General features: G+C 60.1%; 20 protein-coding genes. 7 read left to right on the top strand and 13 right to left on the bottom strand.

Translation table 11 applies throughout. The features are described from left to right. Positions 1-51: 51 nt before the first annotated feature. From AB5Y89_RS05360 to queF, 7 genes are all read right to left on the bottom strand, one after another. The gene (locus tag AB5Y89_RS05360) at positions 52-495 is read right to left on the bottom strand and encodes a hypothetical protein (protein ID WP_041211281.1); all 444 of its coding nucleotides are present in this window, start codon (positions 493-495) and stop codon (positions 52-54) included. Between the two features lie 120 nt (positions 496-615). Next, positions 616-1623: an isocitrate dehydrogenase gene (locus AB5Y89_RS05355; protein WP_010673380.1), complete on the bottom strand. Its 1008-nt coding sequence runs from the start codon at positions 1621-1623 to the stop codon at positions 616-618. A 142-nt stretch (positions 1624-1765) separates the two neighbouring features. After that, positions 1766-2563, bottom strand: coding sequence for a flap endonuclease Xni (gene xni / locus AB5Y89_RS05350; protein WP_201888479.1), 798 nt, complete (start codon positions 2561-2563; stop codon positions 1766-1768). 122 nt (positions 2564-2685) lie between these two features. Next, positions 2686-4041 carry a nucleotide 5'-monophosphate nucleosidase PpnN gene (gene ppnN, locus AB5Y89_RS05345; protein WP_010673382.1) on the bottom strand — a complete coding sequence of 452 codons (1356 nt, stop codon included), beginning with the start codon at positions 4039-4041 and terminating at the stop codon, positions 2686-2688. A 158-nt stretch (positions 4042-4199) separates the two neighbouring features. Next, positions 4200-5801: a diguanylate cyclase gene (locus tag AB5Y89_RS05340; RefSeq protein WP_029313929.1), complete on the bottom strand. Its 1602-nt coding sequence runs from the start codon at positions 5799-5801 to the stop codon at positions 4200-4202. Positions 5802-5886: 85 nt separating this feature from the next. After that, positions 5887-8157 (bottom strand): hypothetical protein, encoded by a 2271-nt coding sequence (locus tag AB5Y89_RS05335; RefSeq protein ID WP_279966552.1) that lies wholly within the window; start codon positions 8155-8157, stop codon positions 5887-5889. A gap of 116 nt (positions 8158-8273) precedes the next feature. Further along, positions 8274-9122 carry an NADPH-dependent 7-cyano-7-deazaguanine reductase QueF gene (gene queF / locus AB5Y89_RS05330; protein ID WP_368223036.1) on the bottom strand — a complete coding sequence of 283 codons (849 nt, stop codon included), beginning with the start codon at positions 9120-9122 and terminating at the stop codon, positions 8274-8276. A gap of 105 nt (positions 9123-9227) precedes the next feature. Between queF and syd the strand changes: the two genes are divergently transcribed. After that, a complete protein-coding gene (gene syd, locus AB5Y89_RS05325; RefSeq protein WP_368223034.1) occupies positions 9228-9776 on the top strand; it encodes a SecY-interacting protein in 549 nt (182 codons plus the stop codon). Between the two features lie 86 nt (positions 9777-9862). On the opposite strand, the gene AB5Y89_RS05320 is transcribed toward syd, so the two are convergent. The 5 genes from AB5Y89_RS05320 to AB5Y89_RS05300 form a co-directional block, all read right to left on the bottom strand. Then, positions 9863-10648 carry a Zn-ribbon-containing protein gene (locus AB5Y89_RS05320; protein ID WP_045523591.1) on the bottom strand — a complete coding sequence of 262 codons (786 nt, stop codon included), beginning with the start codon at positions 10646-10648 and terminating at the stop codon, positions 9863-9865. Positions 10649-10657: 9 nt separating this feature from the next. Then, complete coding sequence (locus tag AB5Y89_RS05315) at positions 10658-10963, bottom strand: DNA-binding protein (protein WP_069651743.1); 306 nt, start codon at positions 10961-10963, stop codon at positions 10658-10660. A 158-nt stretch (positions 10964-11121) separates the two neighbouring features. Continuing rightward, on the bottom strand, positions 11122-11358 hold the full coding sequence (locus AB5Y89_RS05310; protein WP_039039420.1) for a DUF2789 domain-containing protein: 237 nt from the start codon (positions 11356-11358) through the stop codon (positions 11122-11124). Positions 11359-11417: 59 nt separating this feature from the next. Then, on the bottom strand, positions 11418-11714 hold the full coding sequence (locus AB5Y89_RS05305) for a DUF3301 domain-containing protein (protein WP_039039421.1): 297 nt from the start codon (positions 11712-11714) through the stop codon (positions 11418-11420). 68 nt (positions 11715-11782) lie between these two features. After that, the gene (locus AB5Y89_RS05300) at positions 11783-12811 is read right to left on the bottom strand and encodes a DUF3549 family protein (protein ID WP_368223031.1); all 1029 of its coding nucleotides are present in this window, start codon (positions 12809-12811) and stop codon (positions 11783-11785) included. Between the two features lie 197 nt (positions 12812-13008). On the opposite strand from AB5Y89_RS05300, the gene AB5Y89_RS05295 reads away from it, so the two are divergent. From AB5Y89_RS05295 to AB5Y89_RS05285, 3 genes are all read left to right on the top strand, one after another. Continuing rightward, positions 13009-13344: a YqcC family protein gene (locus AB5Y89_RS05295; RefSeq protein ID WP_010673392.1), complete on the top strand. Its 336-nt coding sequence runs from the start codon at positions 13009-13011 to the stop codon at positions 13342-13344. Further along, positions 13341-14120: a tRNA pseudouridine(65) synthase TruC gene (gene truC, locus AB5Y89_RS05290; protein ID WP_368223030.1), complete on the top strand. Its 780-nt coding sequence runs from the start codon at positions 13341-13343 to the stop codon at positions 14118-14120. Before AB5Y89_RS05295 ends, truC begins: the two co-directional genes overlap by 4 nt. A gap of 184 nt (positions 14121-14304) precedes the next feature. Beyond that, positions 14305-14745, top strand: coding sequence for a flavodoxin (locus AB5Y89_RS05285; RefSeq protein ID WP_042877869.1), 441 nt, complete (start codon positions 14305-14307; stop codon positions 14743-14745). Between the two features lie 71 nt (positions 14746-14816). On the opposite strand, the gene AB5Y89_RS05280 is transcribed toward AB5Y89_RS05285, so the two are convergent. Beyond that, complete coding sequence (locus AB5Y89_RS05280; protein ID WP_368223027.1) at positions 14817-14957, bottom strand: hypothetical protein; 141 nt, start codon at positions 14955-14957, stop codon at positions 14817-14819. A gap of 315 nt (positions 14958-15272) precedes the next feature. Here AB5Y89_RS05280 and AB5Y89_RS05275 point away from each other — a divergent pair, with 315 nt between their 5' ends. The 3 genes from AB5Y89_RS05275 to ptsG all read left to right on the top strand — a co-directional run bounded on the left by AB5Y89_RS05275 (position 15273) and on the right by ptsG (position 19523). Next, complete coding sequence (locus tag AB5Y89_RS05275) at positions 15273-16595, top strand: maltoporin (RefSeq protein ID WP_041214686.1); 1323 nt, start codon at positions 15273-15275, stop codon at positions 16593-16595. A 90-nt stretch (positions 16596-16685) separates the two neighbouring features. Next, complete coding sequence (locus AB5Y89_RS05270; protein ID WP_202042135.1) at positions 16686-17660, top strand: MalM family protein; 975 nt, start codon at positions 16686-16688, stop codon at positions 17658-17660. A 429-nt stretch (positions 17661-18089) separates the two neighbouring features. Beyond that, positions 18090-19523 (top strand): PTS glucose transporter subunit IIBC, encoded by a 1434-nt coding sequence (ptsG, locus tag AB5Y89_RS05265; RefSeq protein ID WP_045523587.1) that lies wholly within the window; start codon positions 18090-18092, stop codon positions 19521-19523. Positions 19524-19680: the final 157 nt, after the last annotated feature.

Genomic DNA, 19680 nt, shown 5'->3' with positions numbered 1-19680 from the left:
AGGGCATGAAAAAACCGGACGGTGACGTCCGGTTTTTTTGTGTCTGGGTCATCAGAAGCGGTAGTCCAGACGCATCATGGACTCGTCGTCGGTGATCTTCAGCTCAATTTGCAGGGGAATGGTCTTGTCACTGGGGTTGAACTGCATCTTGACGCCATCCCCGCGAAGCTTGACCGAGGTGTTGATGCCGCCAGCGTTGAACTTGATCCTGGGCTTTTGCTTTTCGAAGGAGAGGCTGACGCTCTTCTCTGCCGTGAGGTTCAGCTTCTGATAGGGGGTGACCTGCCGATTGCCGTTGCTGTCGGTGGTGATATCCACCCCCAGGGAGAGCGGCTTGGGCTGTTTGAGCAGATCGTTGGTATCCAGGGTGGATTGCCAGGTCTGCTTGGCTGGCGCCTCGTGCTGGGGAGGCGGCGTCAACCAGGCATTGTCGACTGGCCTGTCTAATGCCGTGGCACTGCTGCTGACGATCAGCAAGATGAAAGTAGCACGCATGGTGGATCTCCTTATCCCTCATATCAACATAGTATTCATCTGGCGAGGGAGGTAGGGAGGCGTTGGCATAAAACAAAGGGAGCCGAAGCTCCCTTTTAAAATCATATGGTTGGATTCTATTTATAGACGGTCGATGATGGCCTGGGTGAATTCGCTGGTGGACGCAGTGCCCCCCAGGTCACGGGTCACCCGATCACCGGACTCGATGGTCGCCCGCACGGCCTCGCGAATGCGCTCCGCCTTGTCCTGCATGCCGAGATACTCCAGCATCTGGATGGAGGCGAGGATCACCGAAGTGGGATTGGCGATGTTCTTGCCGGCGATGTCCGGCGCAGAGCCATGTACCGCTTCGAAGATGGCGGCCCCTTCACCGATGTTGGCGCCTGGCGCCATGCCCAGCCCCCCCACCAGACCGGCACAGAGATCCGAGAGAATGTCGCCGAACAGGTTGGTGGTGACCATCACATCGAAGCGCTCCGGGTACATCACCAGGTTCATGCAGGCGGCGTCGACGATCATCTCCTCGTTCTGGATGTCCGGGTAGCGGGCCGCGACCTGACGGGCCACTTCCAGGAACAGGCCGGAGGTGGACTTGAGGATGTTGGCCTTGTGGATGATGGTGACCTTCTTGCGTCCTTCCTGGCGCGCCAGCTCGAAGGCGAAGGTGACGATGCGCTCGGCCCCTTCCCGGGTGATGATGCTCATCGCCTCGGCGCTCTGGTTGTCATCGCTGCGCTTCTGGCCAGCACCGGAGTACATGCCTTCGGTGTTCTCGCGCACCGTGATGATGTCGATGTTGTCGTAACGGCTCTTGGTGCCCTTGAAGGAGAGGACGGGGCGCACGTTGGCGTAGAGATTGAACTTCTTGCGCAGGGAGACGTTGATGGAGGTGAAGCCGCCGCCGACCGGAGTGGTGAGCGGGCCTTTCAGGCTGACCTTGTTCTTCTCGATCAGGTCGAGGGTGGCCTGGGGCAGCAGCTCGCCATGTTTTTCCAGGGCTACCAGACCGGCGTCTGCGTATTCGTAGTCGAAGTCACAACCCGCGTGGGTCAGGATCTGGATGGCGGATTCGATGATGCTGGGGCCGATGCCGTCGCCCGGGATGACGGTAATCTTTCTTTTTGACATGAGGCGTATCCACTTCTAGGGAACAGAGGGGGAGGATTCGTCGGCTTTATACCATTTTTGCACCACATCCTCCATGTTTCTTTACATTTTACCCATTTATGTCAACAGGTACGGCCTGTCTTGGGAAATGGTGTGCTGGGGATCACGCCCCGGCATCAGGGACGGGAGGGTAGCGGATCTCCCGCAGGTTGAACCCGAGCGGGATATCGTGCTGCAGCCGGACCAGGCGTTGGGCCAGCAGGGCCTCTTCCCGGTGCTGGCGCAGCTTGAGCAGGGGTCTGGTGGCCTCCTCCCGCTCACAGGCCTCCAGCATGGCAGCCAGGTCCCCGTATTGCTGCAGCAACTGGGTGGCGGTCTTGGGGCCGATGCCGGGCACCCCCTTGATGTTGGAGCCGCCGATACCGGTCAGGGCCCAGAAGTCCACAAGCTGGGTCGGTGTAACGCCGTACTGCTGCTGGACGAAGGCGGCATCCAGCCAGCGTTTGTTGAAGTAATCCCGCACCCGGATCTGCGGGCAGATGAGCTGGCAGAACCCCTTGTCGGTGGAGATGATGGTGGCGCTGGCGCCGTGCTGGGCAATGCCGCTTGCCAGGGTGGCGATGAGATCGTCCGCCTCGTCGGTCTGGGAGAGCAGGGCATCCACACCGCACTCCCAGAAGGCGTCCTGCAGGTCGGCAAGCCCTTCCCTCAGCTCATCCGGCATGGGGGTGCGGCCCTCCTTGTAGGGGGGATAGAGCGTCTTGCGCCAGCTGTGGACCTCACCGTCAAAGACCGCGATGGCGTGGGTCGGCTCGCTGGCCGCCAGGAGCTTCTTGCTGGTGTTGATGAGGTTGGCACGGGTGGCGAGCAGGGCCTGGGCCGGGGTCAGTCCCTGCTGGCTCTGCACCGCGTGCAGTCGGCGGATGAGGTTGAGGGCATCGATGATGAGCAGGTGTGGCATGGGGCACTCCGGGCGTCGGGGAGTGTCATTGTAACAATGGTGGCGTCTCCTGCTAACCCCATAGAAGACCAGTCAATGAAAGAGGGGCCCATGGGCCCCTCCGGTGCATTGTGGTGTCCCGACTATTTGACTATCTCGTAGCAGGGAACGTACTGGCTGCCCGGCAGCTTCATGCGCTGCTGCTTGACGAAGCTTTCCAGCAACCTGTCCATCAGGTGCATCAGCTCCTTGTCGCCGTGCAGCTTGAAGGGACCCTTCTTCTCGATGGCCCTGATGCCCCCTTCCTTGACGTTGCCTGCGACGATGCCGGAGAAGGCGCGGCGCAGGTTGGCTGCCAGCAGCTGGGGCGGCTGGTTGCGATGCAGATCCAGGCTGGCCATGCTGGCATGATCCGGCTCGAACGGCAGCTGGAACTCGGGCTCGATCCGCAGGGACCAGTTGAAGGAGTAGGCATCTCCCACCGACTTGCGGTATTCGCGGATCTTCGGCATCGCCTCCTTCATCACGCGGGCCACCTCGGGCGCATCGCCGATGATGATCCGGTAGAGACTGGTGGCGGCTTCCCCCAGGGTCGCCTTGACGAAGTCGTCGATGGCGCGGAAATAGTCGGCGCTCTCTTTCGGGCCGGTCAGCACGATGGGGATGGGTTGGCGATCGTTGGCCGGGTGCATCATGATGCCGAGCAGGTAGAGCAGCTCCTCGGCAGTTCCGACCCCGCCCGGGAAGATGATGATGCCGTGACCCAGACGCACGAAGGCTTCCAGCCGCTTCTCGATGTCCGGCAGGATCACCAGCTCGTTGACGATGGGGTTCGGCGGTTCGGCGGCGATGATGGAAGGCTCGGTGAGACCGATGTAACGGCCGTTGCGCACCCGCTGCTTGGCGTGGCCGACGGCGGCCCCCTTCATGGGGCCCTCCATGGCACCCGGACCGCAGCCGGTACAGATGTTGAGCTCGCGCAGACCCAGCTCGCTACCCACTGCCCGGGTGTACTGGTATTCCACCTCGTTGATGGAGTGGCCGCCCCAGCAGACCACCAGGTTGGGGTCGGCGCCGGGCAGGATCGCCTTGGCGTTGCGCAGGATGGCGAACACCACGTTGGAGATATGGGTGGAGCTGGTCAGGTTGACCAGACGATTGGACTCGAGCTGGGTCGACACATAGAGAATGTCCCGCAGCACGGAGAACAGGTGCTCCTGGATGCCGCGGATGATCTCGCCATCGACGAAGGCGTGCTCGGGGGCGTTGAACAGCTCGAGCTTGACCCCGCGCTCGCGCCGGATCACGTGAATATCGAAGGATTTGAAACGTTCCAGTATCTCTTTGGAACTGTCGGTATGGCTGCCGGAGTTGAGGACCGCCAGCGAGCAGTTGCGAAACAGTTGATAGATATCGCTGGAGGCCGTCTGCTTGAGGCGATCCACCTCGAGCTGGGACAGCAGGTCCATGCTGCCCACGGGATTGATGTGTGTAATCATAATTTCCCCTTTCACTCGCTTGTTATCGTTGTGCTTTCCCTGGGGAGAAAACGGGATGCTTTGGCATCCCTCGGGTTCGATAGTAGAGGCAAGGGGGTGGGCAGGGGAATAGGGGGACTGTGCGTTTGCCGCTTTTTTAGCCGCTCCTCAAAGCGGATTCAGGCGAGATTGACTTGATCCCGGCCGGAGTGCTTGGAACTGTAAAGCGCCTTGTCGGCACGCTCGAACGCATCCGTGGTATGGTCGCCGGTCCGAAACAGGGTGGCACCGATGGAGATGGTGATCTCGACCCTGGCATCTCGAAAGCGGAACGGGATGCTCTTGATGGTCTGACGCAGGTTCTCCAGCGGCTTCTGGTACTTGTCCGGATTGATGTTCGGCAGCAAGACCACGAACTCCTCACCGCCAAAGCGGGCGATGAAGTCGGTGTCGCGCAAGGCGTTCTGCAGGGCCTTGGCAACCACCTTCAATGCCTTGTCGCCGGCCATGTGACCGTAGTTGTCATTGATGTGCTTGAAGTGGTCGATGTCGATGATGGCCAGGCACAGGGGGGTGCCATAGCGTAACCAGCGTTTGTATTCGAGCTCGAGCCGCTCGTCCAGGGCCGCCCGGTTGTGTACCTGGGTCAGGCTGTCGAGGAAGAGCTTGTGTTTCTGGATGGTGAGCCGCTTCTTGTACTCGGCGGTCTCGTCCTTCATCAACCTGAGCTTGGCTTCCATGTTGGAGAGGTGGGTGAGCAGGTGGCGCTCGCGGTTGGCCATCTCCTCCCGCTCCTGCTGCAGCCGGCGGATAGTGTCCAGATGCCCAGAGATGGCGCCCCTGAGTATCTGTGGCGAGTCATGGGCTGCCATGGCGCGATCGATGGCGGCGAGTTCCCGCTCCAGCGCCTGTCCGCTGAGATGGGCGGCATTTTGCAGCGCCCGCCCTTCATCCAGGGATTCGGTAAAGCTGTAATGGACCGAGGAGAGACTCTCGTTCAGGGTGCTGAGAAACGCCTGGGAGGCTTTGCGCTCTTCCCGGGTACCCTCGATGATGAGTTCGATGATCTGCAGGCAGACTTCGGCCAGCAGGGCAGGGGTGATGCCCCCGAGCAACTGGCGGCGGATGTCTGCGAGGCTCTCGCCCACGGCGCCGGCAAAGTCGAGCTCGGTGATGAGACGCTGCAACTCGTCTGAAATCTGGGCATGTGCCTTGATGTCAAAGGAGTCGGTAGGGGCCGGGCTGGAGAGCTCGGTGGGGATCTCCGCCGAAGGGGGGATCAGCGGCTTGCGCGGCAGCAGCTGGATCTTGATCGCCTGTTGGTAGAACTCCAGCAGCCGGATCACCTTCTTCTGGTGATCGCCGATGCCGTAACTCTCCGGGCTGGCGAGAAACTCCTTGAGGGCGCGGCGGGTATCTTCCGGAAACCCCTTGATGGTTTTGAGCTGTTTGCTGCCGAGATCGATGGCTGCCCGGGTCAGGCTGATGGACTCTTCCATGGTGTGGCTGTGCTGCTGCAACAGCTTCTCGATGGCGATCAGATCGGCATCGATGGAGGTGAGCGGAGGGTTGCCTTCAAGTTTCTGCTTGAGCTTGGCGAGCCGGTTGTCGAGCTCGCGATCGTGGCCGCGACAGGCTTGCATCAACTTGCCGATGAACTGGATACTGCGGGTGCGTTCGGCATCGGAGAAGCTCGCCATGCCGTCAAGCTCCTGCTGTTTCTGCTGGAGGGATTCCCTGAGTCTTGCCAGTTGTCCTGTTACGGCAGCCATATCATTCATTCTTCAGGTCGCCCTGTTGTCATTATCGTTTTTGTTTCGTCCAGCAACAGAAAGCCAATCAAAGACCCCGTTGAGTACCTTTTTGTCACGGATTGTCCGCAACCTTCGTCCGTGAAAGCGCAAGCCAGTTAACCCATTGCTTTTCATGAGAAGAATTTACTTTTACCAGTCCCTTGTCAATTGCCATCAAGCAGCATTGCCACACATCTCCGTTAAAAAATGCGGCCTGCTGGCAATCGATGGCGGCCAGCTCAAGCCAGACGCTCTGCTGGCATTTTTCGCTGAGCTGAATGGCACCCGAGAGGGCCAGGTAGCAGAGATCGAACAGGCCGTGGTGATCGAGGGCCATGGCCGCCTTGGGCAGGAAGGGATGGCTGACGATGCCGAGGCTGATGCGCCTGTCCAGCGGGTGCTCGCAGGGGAAGGCTGCCAGGGTGTCGAGCAGGGTCTGGGCCAGCTGATGCAACTGGGCCACGTGGCGCTGGGGCACCACATAGAGCAGGTGGCCTTCGCGCAGGTCGTAGATGCGGCCATCCTGCGGGGTCAGTTCGTTGACGTAACGGCCGAAGGCCTGCTCTATCTCGCGGCTGACCTGATAGCCGTGCTGCTCCAGGCTGTTGATCAGGAAGGGAACCCGGAACAGCAGGTAGTGCAGCTTGTCGTCAAATTCGCTGGTGGGGCGTTCGCTCAGGTACCAGCGCTCGGATTTTTGCTGGCGCTTGGCCATCTCCCGCGGCCAGCGGCTCATCAGTCGCTGCCAGTTGGCCAGGCCGCTGCGCGGCTCTACCAGCAGGGCTTCTCCCAGCTGTTTGGCATGAAGGCGCGCGACCCGCAGTTTCAGCCAGAGGGTGAAGAACAGATAGATGAAGAGTGCCAGCAGCAGCCCGGTGCTGACGCTGGTCCAGAGGTATCGCTCCTGCTGGTGCTGGCTGACGTCGAGTTGCTGTTCCAGCTCCTTGACCTGTTGCACACGCTCCACCTGGGCGTAGTTGTCGCGCACCGCCTCCTGCTCCAGCGCCAGCTGTTGCTGGCGAACCAGTTCGCTGCGCTGGTGGTAATTCTTGTAGCTCTCCAGGGCCTGCTGGAGGTAACCCTTCTGCTCATAGGCGACGGAGAGCAGGCGGAAGATCTCGAATTGGCGCCGGATGTCCCCAATCCGGTTGGCCAGGGTGAGAGCGTTCTCCAACTGCAGGATGGCGATGCCGGCCTCCTGCTGCTTGAGGTGCAGCTCTCCCAGCAACAGCAGGGTGTCGATGAGCGACTCCTTGTCATCCCCCAGCTCATGGGACTGGCGTGCGGCGTTCAGGTAGTTTCGCGCCAGGTTGAGGTTGCCGGTCTGCAGGTAGGTCTTGCCTATCTCGAACTTGAGATGGGCGATGCGGGTGCGGTTGCTGCTCTCGTCCAGCAGGTCGAGGGCATTGAAGAAATAGACCAGCGCCATGTTCATCTCGCCCTGATCCCGGTTGAGACGGGCGAGCACGATCAGGGCGTCGCTCAGCATGGAGGAATTGCCGAGGGCATGAAAATAGTTGGCCGCCTCGCTGGCGTATTGCAGCGCTTTTTGTGGCTCCTGCTCTTCCTGATAGAGGCTGACCATCTGGTTCGAGAGCAGGCCGAGGAAGAGGGGATCCTGCAGGGGCTTGGCTTGCTGTTGTGCTTCGATGTACTCCCCCAGTGCAAGCTGGGGCTGACCCAGAGCCTGATAGAGATCCCCGCCCACGGCGCTGGTCCAGGCCCTGGCCAGAGGCTGCTTGGCGTGATCCGCCCATTTGCGGGTCTCGGCCAGCTGCTGTTTGGCGAGATCGAATTGCCGTTCCTCTATGCTGGCGTTGACGCGCAGCAAGCGGCTGTAGACCTGCAACTGGCTCTCCTTGAGGTCGGGATTGGCCAGCAGTTTGTCGAGTTTGTCGAGCAGGGGGGCCGCGGCGCCATGGGTATGCTGTTGCAGGTTGCGGCTTCTAACCAGTAGATAGAGCCCATGGGCCTGCAGCTCGAACTGCTGCTCTTTCTCGGCCATGGCGATGCCTTGCTCAAAGGACTCCTGTGCCTGGGCGAACTGCCCTAGCTGCTGCAGACACTCCCCCTTGAGCAGATAGGCTCCCGTGGTCTGGGTGGCGGTACCGTAGTTCAGCATCGGCTCGCGATAGCCGTATTCCTGACGGTTGCTGATGATCTGCTTGGGATTGTTAGCCGTGCGTTCGAGGAAGGAGGTGGCAATCTGGGCACATCTGGCGGGATCGGTCAGCACCAGGGTCTGGGCCTGCTGCAGGTCGATGGACAACTGCTCCTTGGCCAGATCCAGATCAGGAGCCGACAGGGAGGACATCATCATTGCCAGAAAAAACAGTTGATTCATTGGATTAAGAACGGCACGGAGGTGCAGGCATGTTATCCAAGCCCACCCCCGCCCGTCCAGAGTTTACTGAGGTGATGCGCAGCCGGCCGCAGCCCGCAGGATGGCGGCGCCGGTGATTACTGGCGAATGAGGCGCTGGTTCGCCGGAACCGGCTCCCAGTCGCTGCGGAAGGGGTTGATGTCCAGGCCGCCGCGGCGAGTGTAACGGGCATGGACGGTCAGTTGCTCCGGGGCGCAGAAGTGCTTGAGATCGGTAAAGATGCGCTCGATGCACTGCTCGTGGAACTCGTTGTGCTGGCGGAACGAGATGAGGTAGCGCAACAGCTTCTCCCGGTCGAGGCGCGGGCCGCGATAATGGATCACCACGGATCCCCAGTCCGGCTGGCTGGTCACCAGGCAGTTGGACTTGAGCAGGTGGCTGTGCAGGGTCTCCTCCACGATCTCGCGACCGGCGGCCCCTTGCAGCAGGGTCTCGTCAAACTCGTAGCCGTCCACCTCGATATCCAGGCTGTCGATGCACTCACCGGGCAGCTGGGCTATCTGGTGGGGGGCCTGGTCGAGGGTGAAGAGGGTGACGCTCACCGGGGCACCAGCGCAGCCACTCAGGTCCTGAACCAGCAGCGCTTGCACTGCCTCCAGGGAGTCGCAGCGGGTCTGGTTGAAGGAGTTCAGGTAAAGCTTGAACGACTTGGACTCGATGAGATTCGGGCTGGTAGCAGGCACAAAGACCTCCCCGATGGCAACCACGGGCTTGCCTTTGGCATTGAGCCAGGAGAGTTCATACAGGGTCCAGACGTCGCACCCCTGGAACGGCAGTTCACCTCTCAGGCCAAGATCGTCGCGGTTCAGGCTGCGTGGCACGGGCTGCAGCAGACTCGGGGTGTACTGGCTGATGTAGGCGGACTGCTGCCCCAGGCTCAGGCCTTGCAGCGCACTGGCGCCGGCGTATCTCTCTTGTTTGCTCATGCTGGTTTGCTCACGCTTGTCTGATAAGGGGTTTGATGGTGCAATGGCCCGATTTTTCGATCAGGTACTTGCGGCCATCAGAGGCCGCTATTGTGGGGAATATCGATGTCGGATCAAGTCCTGTCTGCCCTGGAGCAGTTCTTTTTACGCTGGCAGCGCGATGGTGAAGGAAGGTGGGGGCTGCCCCTGTGTGACTGGGAGGCCGATTGGCGCTCTCCTTGCGAGCTGGATGAACCCAGGGAGGGGCGGGTAGCCTGGCGTCCGTTCCAGCGGGAGCAGGCAGCCGACTTCACGGCCATGGCGAACGCCCTGGAGCTGACCCTGCATCCCAGCGCCATCGCCCTGTTTGGCCACTGGTTCAGCCGCCCTCTGCCCTGCTCTTTCAAGGGGCTGCGCATCGAACTCATCCTGCCGTGGAACGACGCCGATCTGGATCTGCTCAAGGAGAACCTCATCGGCCACCTGCTGATGCTGCGCAAGTTGAAGCGATCCCCTTCACTCTTCATTGCCACGACCCGCAACGAGATGACGCTGGTGTCCCTCGATAACGAGAGCGGCCAGGTGTGGCTGGAGTGGCTGGACTCCGGACGGCGCCTGACGCTGGCCCCCTCGTTGCCGGCCTTTCTGGCGCGACTGGAAACCTTGCCCCAGTGATGCCCCAAAAGAGAGGGCCTTGCCACCTGGCAAGGCCCTCTCTTTTTATGGCGCCATTTTATTGCGCCATTGTGCGCGGTAGGCTCCTACTCCTTGAAGTCCCAGGAGAGGTTGGACACCAGCCTGCAAGGCTCGCACCTGAAGTCGAAGATCTCGTGCAGGGGGGCGGCCAGCGCCCATGGACCACCACAGCCAGGGCAGGGGCGAGCCCGCTCTTCGGCGGCGCTCAGGCCGCCTACCCGGTAGAGATAGTAATAGGTGGGAATGCCGCTCAGGAGCTCCAGCCGTCTGGCGAGATCGCTGCCCCGGCGATGAAGGCGGCTGCCCACCTCGCCGATTTCGTGCAGGGCGGCGTGCTCGGCAATGGAGCCGTTCATCTGCAACTGATCGCAGGCCTCCCAATCTTCCTGCCACTTGATGATCTGCTTGTGGTCACCGTTGGCGACGGCGGGCAGCCGATAGAGCGGGATGGGGGCGAAGTGATCGCCACAGCGCAGGGGAGAGCAACTGTGCAGGAAGCTGGTGTAGAGCAGCATCCAGCTGGGACGCTCTCCCTGTTCTGCGCACGGGTCCGTACTGTCCGAGAGCAGATCCGCCCCTTGCAGGTGGAGTTTGGGGGCGAGCAGGCCCGCCTGGTGCAGACCTTGCTCGGCAAGGGCGACCAGCTCGCTCTGGTTGTCAGGGTGCAGGCTGTCCTGCTCCGGGCAGACCACCCGGCTGACGAAATAGCCTTCGTGCATGCTGGTGGGAAACTCCCGCCCCAGGATCTGACCCTGATAGCGCAGCATGTCGAGGTAGTGGACGATGGCCCGTTCGGCCTCCCCGAGGGAGGTATCGCGGTAGCACTCAAAGGTGAGTTCGAGGATATACATGGCGATGGGTCAATCCGGCTTCTGGTTGAGCAGCAGGTCGGTGAGGCGATCGACCTTCTGCTCCAGCCGGGCGAGCTGTTCGCTCAGTTGCTGAAGAGTGACGCTTTCCGTGGCCAAAGGGGGCGCCTCGGGGGCACTGGCGGGGGCGGGCGCTGTCGCCGCAGGCTGGGGTTGTTGCTTCCACTGGCTCAACACCTTGAGCAGCTCGGCCATGGGCACGGGATGGCTGAGGCGGGCCTTGACCATGGCGGTAGAGGGGGTGATCCCCCTGGCACTGAGTTCGTTGGCTATCTGGATGATCTCTTGGGCTGACATCTTGGCTCCTGCACGGCCGTCTTGCTGCGGGTGGATAGTGGCACAGAGCTTAATCAAAGCCTGTCCATCAGGAAAGCGGAGCGAAGGGCGTGGGTGGCGAGAGGGAGGGGATTGGCGGCTCCGCGTCTACCCAACGCTGGCCGCCGGGAGTGGGGGGATCAGGTCCCCTGGCGCAGCATCACATCCAGTTGGTCGATGGCTTCCGCCCAGTCGGCGTCGTGGCTGAGGGCATCGCGCAGAAAGCCTGCCTGGGAAGGCGTCCAGAACGGCGCATCGGGCAACTGGGTATGGCGATCGATGGGATGGTCGCGGATAAAACGCTGCTGGCTGATGTCGTCACTGGCCAGCCCCAGCTGGGCAAACAGGGCGGCCATATCATGGGTGAGCAATTCCATGTCGGTACTCCTTGGAAGGGGGCTGTGGAAGAGTATAGCCAGCCCCCGTGCTCTCAAATCTAGGAGGGGAGACGATGGGGTGGCAGCTCGACACCGGCGACATGCAGCCCCTGCATGCAGAGCTGTCCCTGATAATGGCTCTCTCCGTCGCTGGAGAACTCGAACTGGTAGTAGGTGAGCAGGCGCAGGGGCTTGTGCCCCAGGGCACGGTGTGTCCGCGCCAGCGACAGCAGTTGCAGGTCGTGGTGCTGGCAGTAGCGGCGCATGTATTGCCAAGCCAGCTCCGCCTGGCGGCGCTGTTGCCAGAAGGCCCAGCCAACGAGGCCGAGCAGCAAGATCCCAAGCATTTCTCCCATCAGCGGGTTCCTTCTGTGATGTGTGTGGGGCCCTGTTCGCCTCAGGCAACAGGGCCGTTGTGTCGGGCCTAGGTGGCAGCGAACAGGCGACCGATGGCCAGACCCAGGGCCTCGCTGCGTTCGGGGTCACGCAGTTTTGCCAGCATATCATTGCGCAGGGCCGGCAGCGTGACGAGCTCGGCAAATACCTGGTTGAAGAACTGGGTGGGTTGCAGGGCGAGCTGCTCCAGAAACAGGCCGAGCAGTTCGGGGTGTTTCAGATCGGGCCAGAGGCGGCCAGCGATGGCGAGGAGCAGGGAGGGGCTTGGCCGGGTTTGCAGCAGGGTCAGCAGCTTGTTGGTGCGCAGTCCGTTGCCCGGGCAGGAGGCCAGTGCCCGGCACAGATAGGCCAGGGTTTCGGGGTCAGGCTCGGCGCACTCCTGCTCCTTGCCGATGCGCTCCAGCAATGCGCCTTGTAGGGCTGGAGGCAGGGGGGCGTTCTCCAGGCTTTGGCACAGGGCGTAAAGGGGGGCCTGCGGCAGCACGGGCAAGGCCTTGCAGACCAGTGCCAGGTTGCGTTCAACCTGCAGCCGCTCCGCGAGATCTGCAAACCCTTGCAGTCCCAGGGCCTGCCACCCCTCTTCCCCCGGCGTCGCCAGATAGTGGCAGAGGGCCTCGTAGTAAGCGGAAGGGGCTTGTTCCAGCTGGCGGGCCAGCTTGGCGTGCACACTGGCCATCTTGGCCTCGGCCGGGCGGAAGGTGTAGGGGTTGTCCGCCAGACGCTGGGCCTTCTCTTCGTCCAGTTCACCGGTGAGCTTGTAGCCCAGAGTCTCTACTACCTGATCCATGAAATGCTTGGGGCCGCTGGAGATGAGCAGGCCGCGCTCATCGAGGGCGAACTTGAGGAACCAGAGGTAGTGCCTGGATTCGGTCGGCTGGAAGAAGTGCACGCCGAGCCAGGCGTGCTGCTGCAACGGCCAGGGGTAGGGCTCCTGCTGCTGCTCGATGCGCACGAAGAGGTCGCTGGGGAGTGGGCGCACCTGGCGGCCCAGATCGAACAGCTGGAACTGGGTATCGGCCTGGGTCAGAAACTCGGTCAGGGTGTTGATGGAAGACATGAAGAGATCCCGCTTGAAGATAATGCGGGCGATTATAAGGGGGCTGCACCAGATAGCCAGAGGCGGTGATGCAGGGTATGAAGGTGACGGCAACATGGCAGCCATTGTGGGGTCGGTGTATAGTAGCGCCCCTTTTTGATGGCCGTATTGAGTGGGGCCCCGTCGCAGACCGGGCCCGCGATGAGGAAGTGAGCGAGATGAATCAATATCTGCTGGTTGCCGGTCTGCTGGGAGAGCTGACTGCCGAGTTGCAACGTCTGGAACGCTGGCAAGCCGACCATCCGGGGAGCGAGGCGCTGGCAAGCGAGCTGCCGTTTTGTGTCGATACCCTGAGTTTCGATCAGTGGCTGCAGTTCGTGCTGATCCCGCGCATGGAGCAGCTGGTGCTGCTGCAGGCTCCGCTGCCGACCAGCGTCTCCCTCTATCCCATGGCGAGTGAGGTCTATAAAGAGGAGCTGGCGGAGGTCGAGGCCCTGCTTCGTCTGATCGCCCGTTTCGATCTGCTGCTCTCCGGCAAAGTGGTCGAACAATGATGGACGCGCAGACCCGGACAGCGGATGCCTTGCAGCCGACTCTGCTCTATCAGGATGACTGGCTGGTGGCGGTGAACAAACCGTCCGGTCTCCTGGTGCACCGCAGTTGGCTCGACAAGGCCGAGACCCGTTTCGCCATGCAGATGACCCGGGATCTGATCGGGGGTCGTCATGTCTACCCCGTGCACCGACTGGACAGGCCCACTTCGGGTGTGCTGCTGTTTGCTCTCGATCCTGCCGTGGCCCGTACTCTGACCGAGGCCTTTGCTGCCCGTCAGGTCCACAAGGAGTACCTGGCACTGGTGCGGGGATGGGCCCCCGAAGAGGGGCTCATCGACTATCCGCTCAAGGAGCAGCTGGACAAGATTGCCGATGCCTTCAGCGACCCGGATCGCCCCGCCCAGGAGGCGGTGACCGCGTTTCGTCGTCTGCATCAGGTCGAGTTGCCCTTCGCCGTCTCCAAGAAGCATCCCACCAGTCGCTACAGCCTGGTCCGCCTCTTTCCCAAGACGGGGCGCAAGCACCAGCTGCGCCGCCATCTGGATCACCTGTTCCACCCCATCGTCGGTGATACCACCCACGGGGATGGCCGGCACAACCGCTTCTTTCGCGAGCACTACGGGTGCGACCGCCTGCTGCTGATCGCGCACCGTCTGAGCTTCGAGCATCCGGTGCTCAAGGTGCCGATGCGGATCCAGGCGCCCCTGGGCCCCGAGGTGCTGGGTCTGTTCGCCCGTCTGGGCTGGCCTGCCAGCGAGCAAGACTACGGCGCCTGAGCCTCTTTCCATCTGTTGCCTCTGACCGGGCTGTGGCATGCTGTAACCTAGGTACGTCAGAGGAATGACTTATGGCTCAACGAGATATCGCCTGCGCAATCGCGTACCCCCCGCCTGTTCAGGGGGGCTCTTCCTACCCATCCCGGTCTTGCCGGGCCCAATGTCTGTCCCTGAGGAGTCGCTGATGGCCGAGATCGACATCCTGGTCGGCACCGTCTACGGCTCTGCCATGCTGGTGGCCGAGACCCTCTGTGACCACCTGCAAGCCGATGGCCATGTCTGCCAGATCTTCGATGACGCGGCGCTGACCGACATCGATGCCTCCCGCTTTCTGCTCATCGTGACCGCCACCACGGGGCAGGGGGATATACCGCCCAATTTGCAGCCCTTTGCCAGTGCCCTGGCCGATCGTGCTCCTTATATGAAGGGATGGCGCTATGCCCTCATCGCCATGGGAGACAGCAGCTATGAACACTTCTGCGGAGCGGGGCGAACGCTGGATGCGCTGTTGCAGGAGCTGGCTGCCGAGCCACTGGTTGTGCACCTGGAAATCGATGCGACGGTAGAAGATGAGCCTGAAGTGGCAGCGCTGGCCTGGTTGAAAACCTGGGAAAATAGACTGTAGCCAGCCCCTTCTCCCCGAGAATAAATTCACCTCCGTGAGCGTGCTGACGGGGGTGTTTTATTTTTGGGGCGTCACGCCTCAGCCCCCAAATATATCCTCTCTTTCGTCCGGTTATTTTTCTCGCCAATGATGATAACCGATTGGCCATATTCATCATCACCCACGACAAATTGAAAAATTAAAAGTTCCGCATTGAAAGCGATTTCAGTCATGTTTTTGCTACTGCGACACGGATTTGTCACTTAACTCTCGTCGCGAATTAATATTTGAAAGCGCTTTCTTTGGTGTTGTTGCTCCTCTTTTTGTTGTTCATGGGGTTTTTAATGCTATGAAGTGAAAATTTATTGGGTTGTTGTTGCTGCGGTTGTGGGTGGCGTGCGATTTGTCATCGTTTTGTGAATCAGCTCATGTTTGCAGGGAATTTGGGTACATATAATCGACCTCGGTTATCACCAAAACGTTTTTCCGGTGATAAGAACTTGAATATCAGGATCACACTCCTCTCAGCGGGAATAAGGAAAATGAAAATGAAAGCAAAGTGGCTCCCGATCGCTGCAGCAGTAACCGCAGCCCTGGCTTCCCAAGCCGCCTTCGCCGTTGATTTCCACGGCTACTTCCGTTCAGGTGTCGGTGTTTCCGGTGACGGGGACATGGTCAAATACAACGTCAACAAGGTTGGTCGTCTGGGTAACGAAAATGATACCTACGGCGAAGTCCAGCTGGGTCAGGAAGTCTTCAACAAAGATGGCAAGACTTTCTACGTAGACTCCATGTTCGCCATGGCGTCCAACGGCTCCAACGACTGGGAAGGTACCGGCACCGTCTGTAACTTCGATGCCAAGCAGTGCAACGGCGACTCCGACTTCGCCCTGCGTCAGTTCAACGTGCAAGCCAAGGGGCTGCTGGGCTTCGCGCCGGAAGCCACCCTGTGGGCCGGTAAGCGTTACTACCAACGTCACGACATCCACATCTCTGACTTCTACTACTGGAACATCTCCGGTGCCGGCGCCGGTATCGAAGGCATCCAGGCTGGTCCTGGCAAGCTCTCCCTGGCCTGGGTCCGCAACGACCGCAGCGCGGGTGATGTCTTCGGTCAGTACACCCAGACCGGTGTAGATGGCAACGGTGATCCGGTTTACCAGAAGAACGAAGATCTGAACGTCAACACCCTGGACGTGCGTTATGCCGGCATCCCGCTGTGGCAGGACGGCTCTCTGGAAGTGGGCGCCATGTATGCCCTGGTCAATGAGACAGACGCCCAGAAAGATCTGAAGAACGACAACATGAAGAACGGCGTCATGCTGACTGCCGAACTGACCCAAGGCATCTTCGGTGGCTTCAACAAGACCGTTCTGCAGTACGGTACCGAAGGCTACTCCAAGACCATGGCCTTCTACGGTGACGGTTCCTGGTACGGTGCCGAAGCCAAAGCCGGTGCCGATGGCTACCGTATCATCAACTGGGGCGTCATCCCGATGGGCAACTCCTGGGAGATGGGTCACCAGCTGGTCTACGGGGTAGGCAACGAGATGTGGAACGGCAACGACAAGTACGAAACCATGTCTGTCGTCGCTCGCCCGATGTACAAGTGGGATGACTTCAACAAGACCATCTTCGAAGGCGGCTACTTCCAGGACAAGAACAAGTCCACTTCCGGTACCACCGACAAAGATGGCGCTTACAAGCTGACCCTGGCTCAGGCCTGGTCTGCCGGCTCCAGCTTCTGGGCCCGTCCGGAAATCCGCGTGTTCGCCACCTACCTGAAGAACACCGAAGACCAGAACGCCTTTGAAGGCAACACCTCCAAAGACACCTATCAGGTTGGCGTACAAGCAGAAGCCTGGTGGTAAGCAATATCTTCAGTTAAGTTAGTCACTGCCCCCTTATGGGGGCAGTTTTGTTTCGCATGATGTGGCAACCGGGTTATGGAGATAAGAAGAATGAAACTGGTAAAGATGTCTATCGCGGCCATGGTTACCGCGCTGCTGGCCGGTTGTTCCGGTAGCATGGTGGTGCCCGTGCAGGAGCACGCCTCCATTCTGAGTAATGCCGATCAGGCCAAGCAGGCGCTCTCCCAGGCAACCAGTTGTTGCACAGGGTTCAACGAATTCAATTATGTCTCCCTGCCGGAAGGCGAGACGCTGCTGGCCATCGACGGCAAGCAGCCCAGTTATCAGTTTGACGAGGGCATGAGCTATTTTGCCGCCTATCGTCTGCCGGCCAATACCGGCAATCTGGCCATCACCCTGGCCTCCCAGGTCAGCAAGACGGTCCTGGTTCCCAAGGTGATCATGCTGGATGCCCAGTTCAAGGTGACTCGCGTGCTGGGTGAGTCGGTCTTTGCCTATCAACCAGCCCACCTGCTCGACAACGACAGGATTGAGGGGCGTGTGTTTGTGGACCGCAGCATGCCGGGCAATCCCGCCACTGAAACCTATATGGTGGTCTATGCGCCGGCCAACGAGACGGCGGGCAGCACCACCATATTGCACCCCGCGAAGGCCTTTGCCCGTGCCAACGGCACGGTCGAGCCGGATATCAAGGACCCCGTGATCCCCCATTCGCCCTGGGGTCTGGTACAGATCAAGGTCACGGACATGGCCAAGGGACAAGGCCTGGAAGCCGTGTTCAAGCCTGAATACGCCGACAAGGTGGCGATGAGCCAGGCCAAGCCTGCTACCACTGTCGTGGCTGCGACGGCGGCCACCACGGCAGCCGTTGCCGCAGCGCCGAGCAAGCCGGCTCCCGCCATGCTGAGCGAGACCGAGAGCTTCTACAACGCCCAGATCGAGAAAGCGGTTAAGGCCGGTGACATCGACAAGGCGATGCAACTCGTGAATGAAGCCGAGCGTGCCGGTTCAACCAAGGCGAAATCGGTCTTTATTGATGCAGTGAAACGTTCACAGAAGAACTAAATATCTCGGTTTATTAAAATCGATATTTATTGGAGGCCTCCCTTGTTGGAGGCCTTTTTAATCGGTAGACTGGATAATATAAATCCGCAATAAGTTACATTCAGTTACAGTGAGTATCGCTGGGTATTATTTGGTTTCTTTGTGATTTATTTTGAAGTGATTTATTTCTTTTTGTGGTGAAGCTATAACAATACGAAATAATATTCAAGACAGTCCCCTCTCTGCTTATTTATTATCTTGTGATCTCTCCTCCAAATTTATTATTCCCTTGTTTCCGACAGAGGCATTTCCACCCCCGCTGGGTTATATTCTGCTGGTCAAAATAAGCAACCCGGGAAACGCACTTGGCGCAGTGACGGATGAAGCATATCGTCATCAATAAACTGCCCTGAGTCGTTGTCGGAAAAAAATCCATTCAGGAGCGCACACATGTTAAAAAATGCTTTCTCTAATCTGCAAAAGGTCGGTAAGGCGCTGATGCTGCCCGTATCGGTCTTGCCCGTTGCAGGTATTCTGCTGGGGGTGGGTGCTGCCCACTTCAGCTGGTTGCCGGAAATCGTCTCCCAACTGATGGAGCAGGCCGGTGGTTCCGTATTCGGCCAGATGGCTCTGCTGTTCGCCGTGGGCGTCGCCCTTGGCTTCACCAATAACGACGGTGTTTCCGGCCTGTCCGCCATCGTCGGCTACGGCATCATGACCGCCACCCTGACTGTGATGGCGCCTGTGATGGGTGTCGAGAAGATCGATACCGGTGTGCTGGGTGGTATCCTCGCCGGTGGCGTGGCTGCTTGGGCGTTCAACCGCTTCTACAAGATCCAGCTGCCAGAGTACCTCGGCTTCTTCGCTGGCAAGCGCGCCGTGCCCATCATCACCGGTTTTGTTTCCATCGGTCTGGGTGTCGTGCTCTCCTTCATCTGGCCGCCGATTGGTGGTGCCATCGGTGCCTTCTCCGACTGGGCTGCCAACCAGAACCCGGTCCTGGCCTTCGGTATCTACGGCGTGGTTGAGCGTTCCCTGATCCCGTTCGGTCTGCACCACATCTGGAACGTGCCGTTCTTCTATCAGGCTGGTACCTGCGTCAACGCCGCCGGTGAAACCGTACACGGCATCATGACCTGCTTCCTGACTGCTGATGACGCTTCCCGTGCTGCCGGTAACGGCTTCGGTCAACTGGCGGGTGGCTACCTGTTCAAGATGTTCGGTCTGCCTGCTGCCGCGTTTGCCATTGCGCACTCCGCCAAGCCGGAAAACCGCGCCAAGATCGTAGGTATCATGGCTTCTGCTGCCCTGACCTCCTTCCTGACCGGTATCACCGAGCCTATCGAATTCTCCTTCCTGTTCGTGGCCCCGGTACTCTACGCCATCCACGCCCTGCTGGCCGGTCTGGCCTATGTCCTGACCAACATGCTGGGTGTCGTTCACGGTCACACCTTCTCCAACGGCTTCATCGACTTCGTGGTGCAATCCCCGCGTGCCGACAACATGCTGCTGCTGGTGGGTCTGGGTCTGGTCTACGCGGTCATCTACTACGTGGTCTTCACTGTGGTCATCCGTGCCATGAACCTGAAAACTCCGGGTCGTGAAGACGAAGCCGCTCAAGAGTCCTCTGCCAGTCAAAGCAAGGACGAGATGTCTGCTGCACTGGTCTCCGCCTTCGGTGGCAAAGAGAACATCGCCTCTCTGGACGCCTGCATCACCCGTCTGCGTGTCGGTGTGAAGGATGTGGCCAAGGTTGACCAGGCTGGTCTGAAGAAGCTGGGTGCCGCCGGTGTGGTGGTGGCGGGTTCCGGTGTACAAGCCATCTTCGGCACCAAGTCCGACAACCTGAAAACTGAAATGGACATCTGGATGAAGAGCAACTGATTGTCGCTCCGATATCCGAGTTCCGAAAAGGGAGGCGCAAGCCTCCCTTTTTGCTGGGTTGCGTTTGGTGGCGGGACATGTGCGGGGACTTTCCTGACGGCGCCAGCATGGTGTTATCCAATGAAAAAGGCGCCCCTGGGCGCCTTTGCTGCATCAG

The sequence above is a fragment of the Aeromonas sp. s4 genome (genome assembly GCF_040907855.1).
In the GTDB taxonomy this organism is placed as follows: domain Bacteria; phylum Pseudomonadota; class Gammaproteobacteria; order Enterobacterales; family Aeromonadaceae; genus Aeromonas; species Aeromonas caviae.
Note: the sequence above shows the minus strand (reverse complement) of the source record. Positions and strands in the feature narration are given on the sequence as shown.

Coding starts and splice junctions, on each gene's coding strand:
- AB5Y89_RS05360 (WP_041211281.1), bottom strand. CDS start 495: ATGCGTGCTACTTTCATCTTGCTGATCGTCAGCAGCAGTGCCACGGCA.
- AB5Y89_RS05355 (WP_010673380.1), bottom strand. CDS start 1,623: ATGTCAAAAAGAAAGATTACCGTCATCCCGGGCGACGGCATCGGCCCC.
- xni (WP_201888479.1), bottom strand. CDS start 2,563: ATGCCACACCTGCTCATCATCGATGCCCTCAACCTCATCCGCCGACTG.
- ppnN (WP_010673382.1), bottom strand. CDS start 4,041: ATGATTACACACATCAATCCCGTGGGCAGCATGGACCTGCTGTCCCAG.
- AB5Y89_RS05340 (WP_029313929.1), bottom strand. CDS start 5,801: ATGAATGATATGGCTGCCGTAACAGGACAACTGGCAAGACTCAGGGAA.
- AB5Y89_RS05335 (WP_279966552.1), bottom strand. CDS start 8,157: ATGAATCAACTGTTTTTTCTGGCAATGATGATGTCCTCCCTGTCGGCT.
- queF (WP_368223036.1), bottom strand. CDS start 9,122: ATGAGCAAACAAGAGAGATACGCCGGCGCCAGTGCGCTGCAAGGCCTG.
- syd (WP_368223034.1), top strand. CDS start 9,228: ATGTCGGATCAAGTCCTGTCTGCCCTGGAGCAGTTCTTTTTACGCTGG.
- AB5Y89_RS05320 (WP_045523591.1), bottom strand. CDS start 10,648: ATGTATATCCTCGAACTCACCTTTGAGTGCTACCGCGATACCTCCCTC.
- AB5Y89_RS05315 (WP_069651743.1), bottom strand. CDS start 10,963: ATGTCAGCCCAAGAGATCATCCAGATAGCCAACGAACTCAGTGCCAGG.
- AB5Y89_RS05310 (WP_039039420.1), bottom strand. CDS start 11,358: ATGGAATTGCTCACCCATGATATGGCCGCCCTGTTTGCCCAGCTGGGG.
- AB5Y89_RS05305 (WP_039039421.1), bottom strand. CDS start 11,714: ATGGGAGAAATGCTTGGGATCTTGCTGCTCGGCCTCGTTGGCTGGGCC.
- AB5Y89_RS05300 (WP_368223031.1), bottom strand. CDS start 12,811: ATGTCTTCCATCAACACCCTGACCGAGTTTCTGACCCAGGCCGATACC.
- AB5Y89_RS05295 (WP_010673392.1), top strand. CDS start 13,009: ATGAATCAATATCTGCTGGTTGCCGGTCTGCTGGGAGAGCTGACTGCC.
- truC (WP_368223030.1), top strand. CDS start 13,341: ATGATGGACGCGCAGACCCGGACAGCGGATGCCTTGCAGCCGACTCTG.
- AB5Y89_RS05285 (WP_042877869.1), top strand. CDS start 14,305: ATGGCCGAGATCGACATCCTGGTCGGCACCGTCTACGGCTCTGCCATG.
- AB5Y89_RS05280 (WP_368223027.1), bottom strand. CDS start 14,957: ATGACTGAAATCGCTTTCAATGCGGAACTTTTAATTTTTCAATTTGTC.
- AB5Y89_RS05275 (WP_041214686.1), top strand. CDS start 15,273: ATGAAAGCAAAGTGGCTCCCGATCGCTGCAGCAGTAACCGCAGCCCTG.
- AB5Y89_RS05270 (WP_202042135.1), top strand. CDS start 16,686: ATGAAACTGGTAAAGATGTCTATCGCGGCCATGGTTACCGCGCTGCTG.
- ptsG (WP_045523587.1), top strand. CDS start 18,090: ATGTTAAAAAATGCTTTCTCTAATCTGCAAAAGGTCGGTAAGGCGCTG.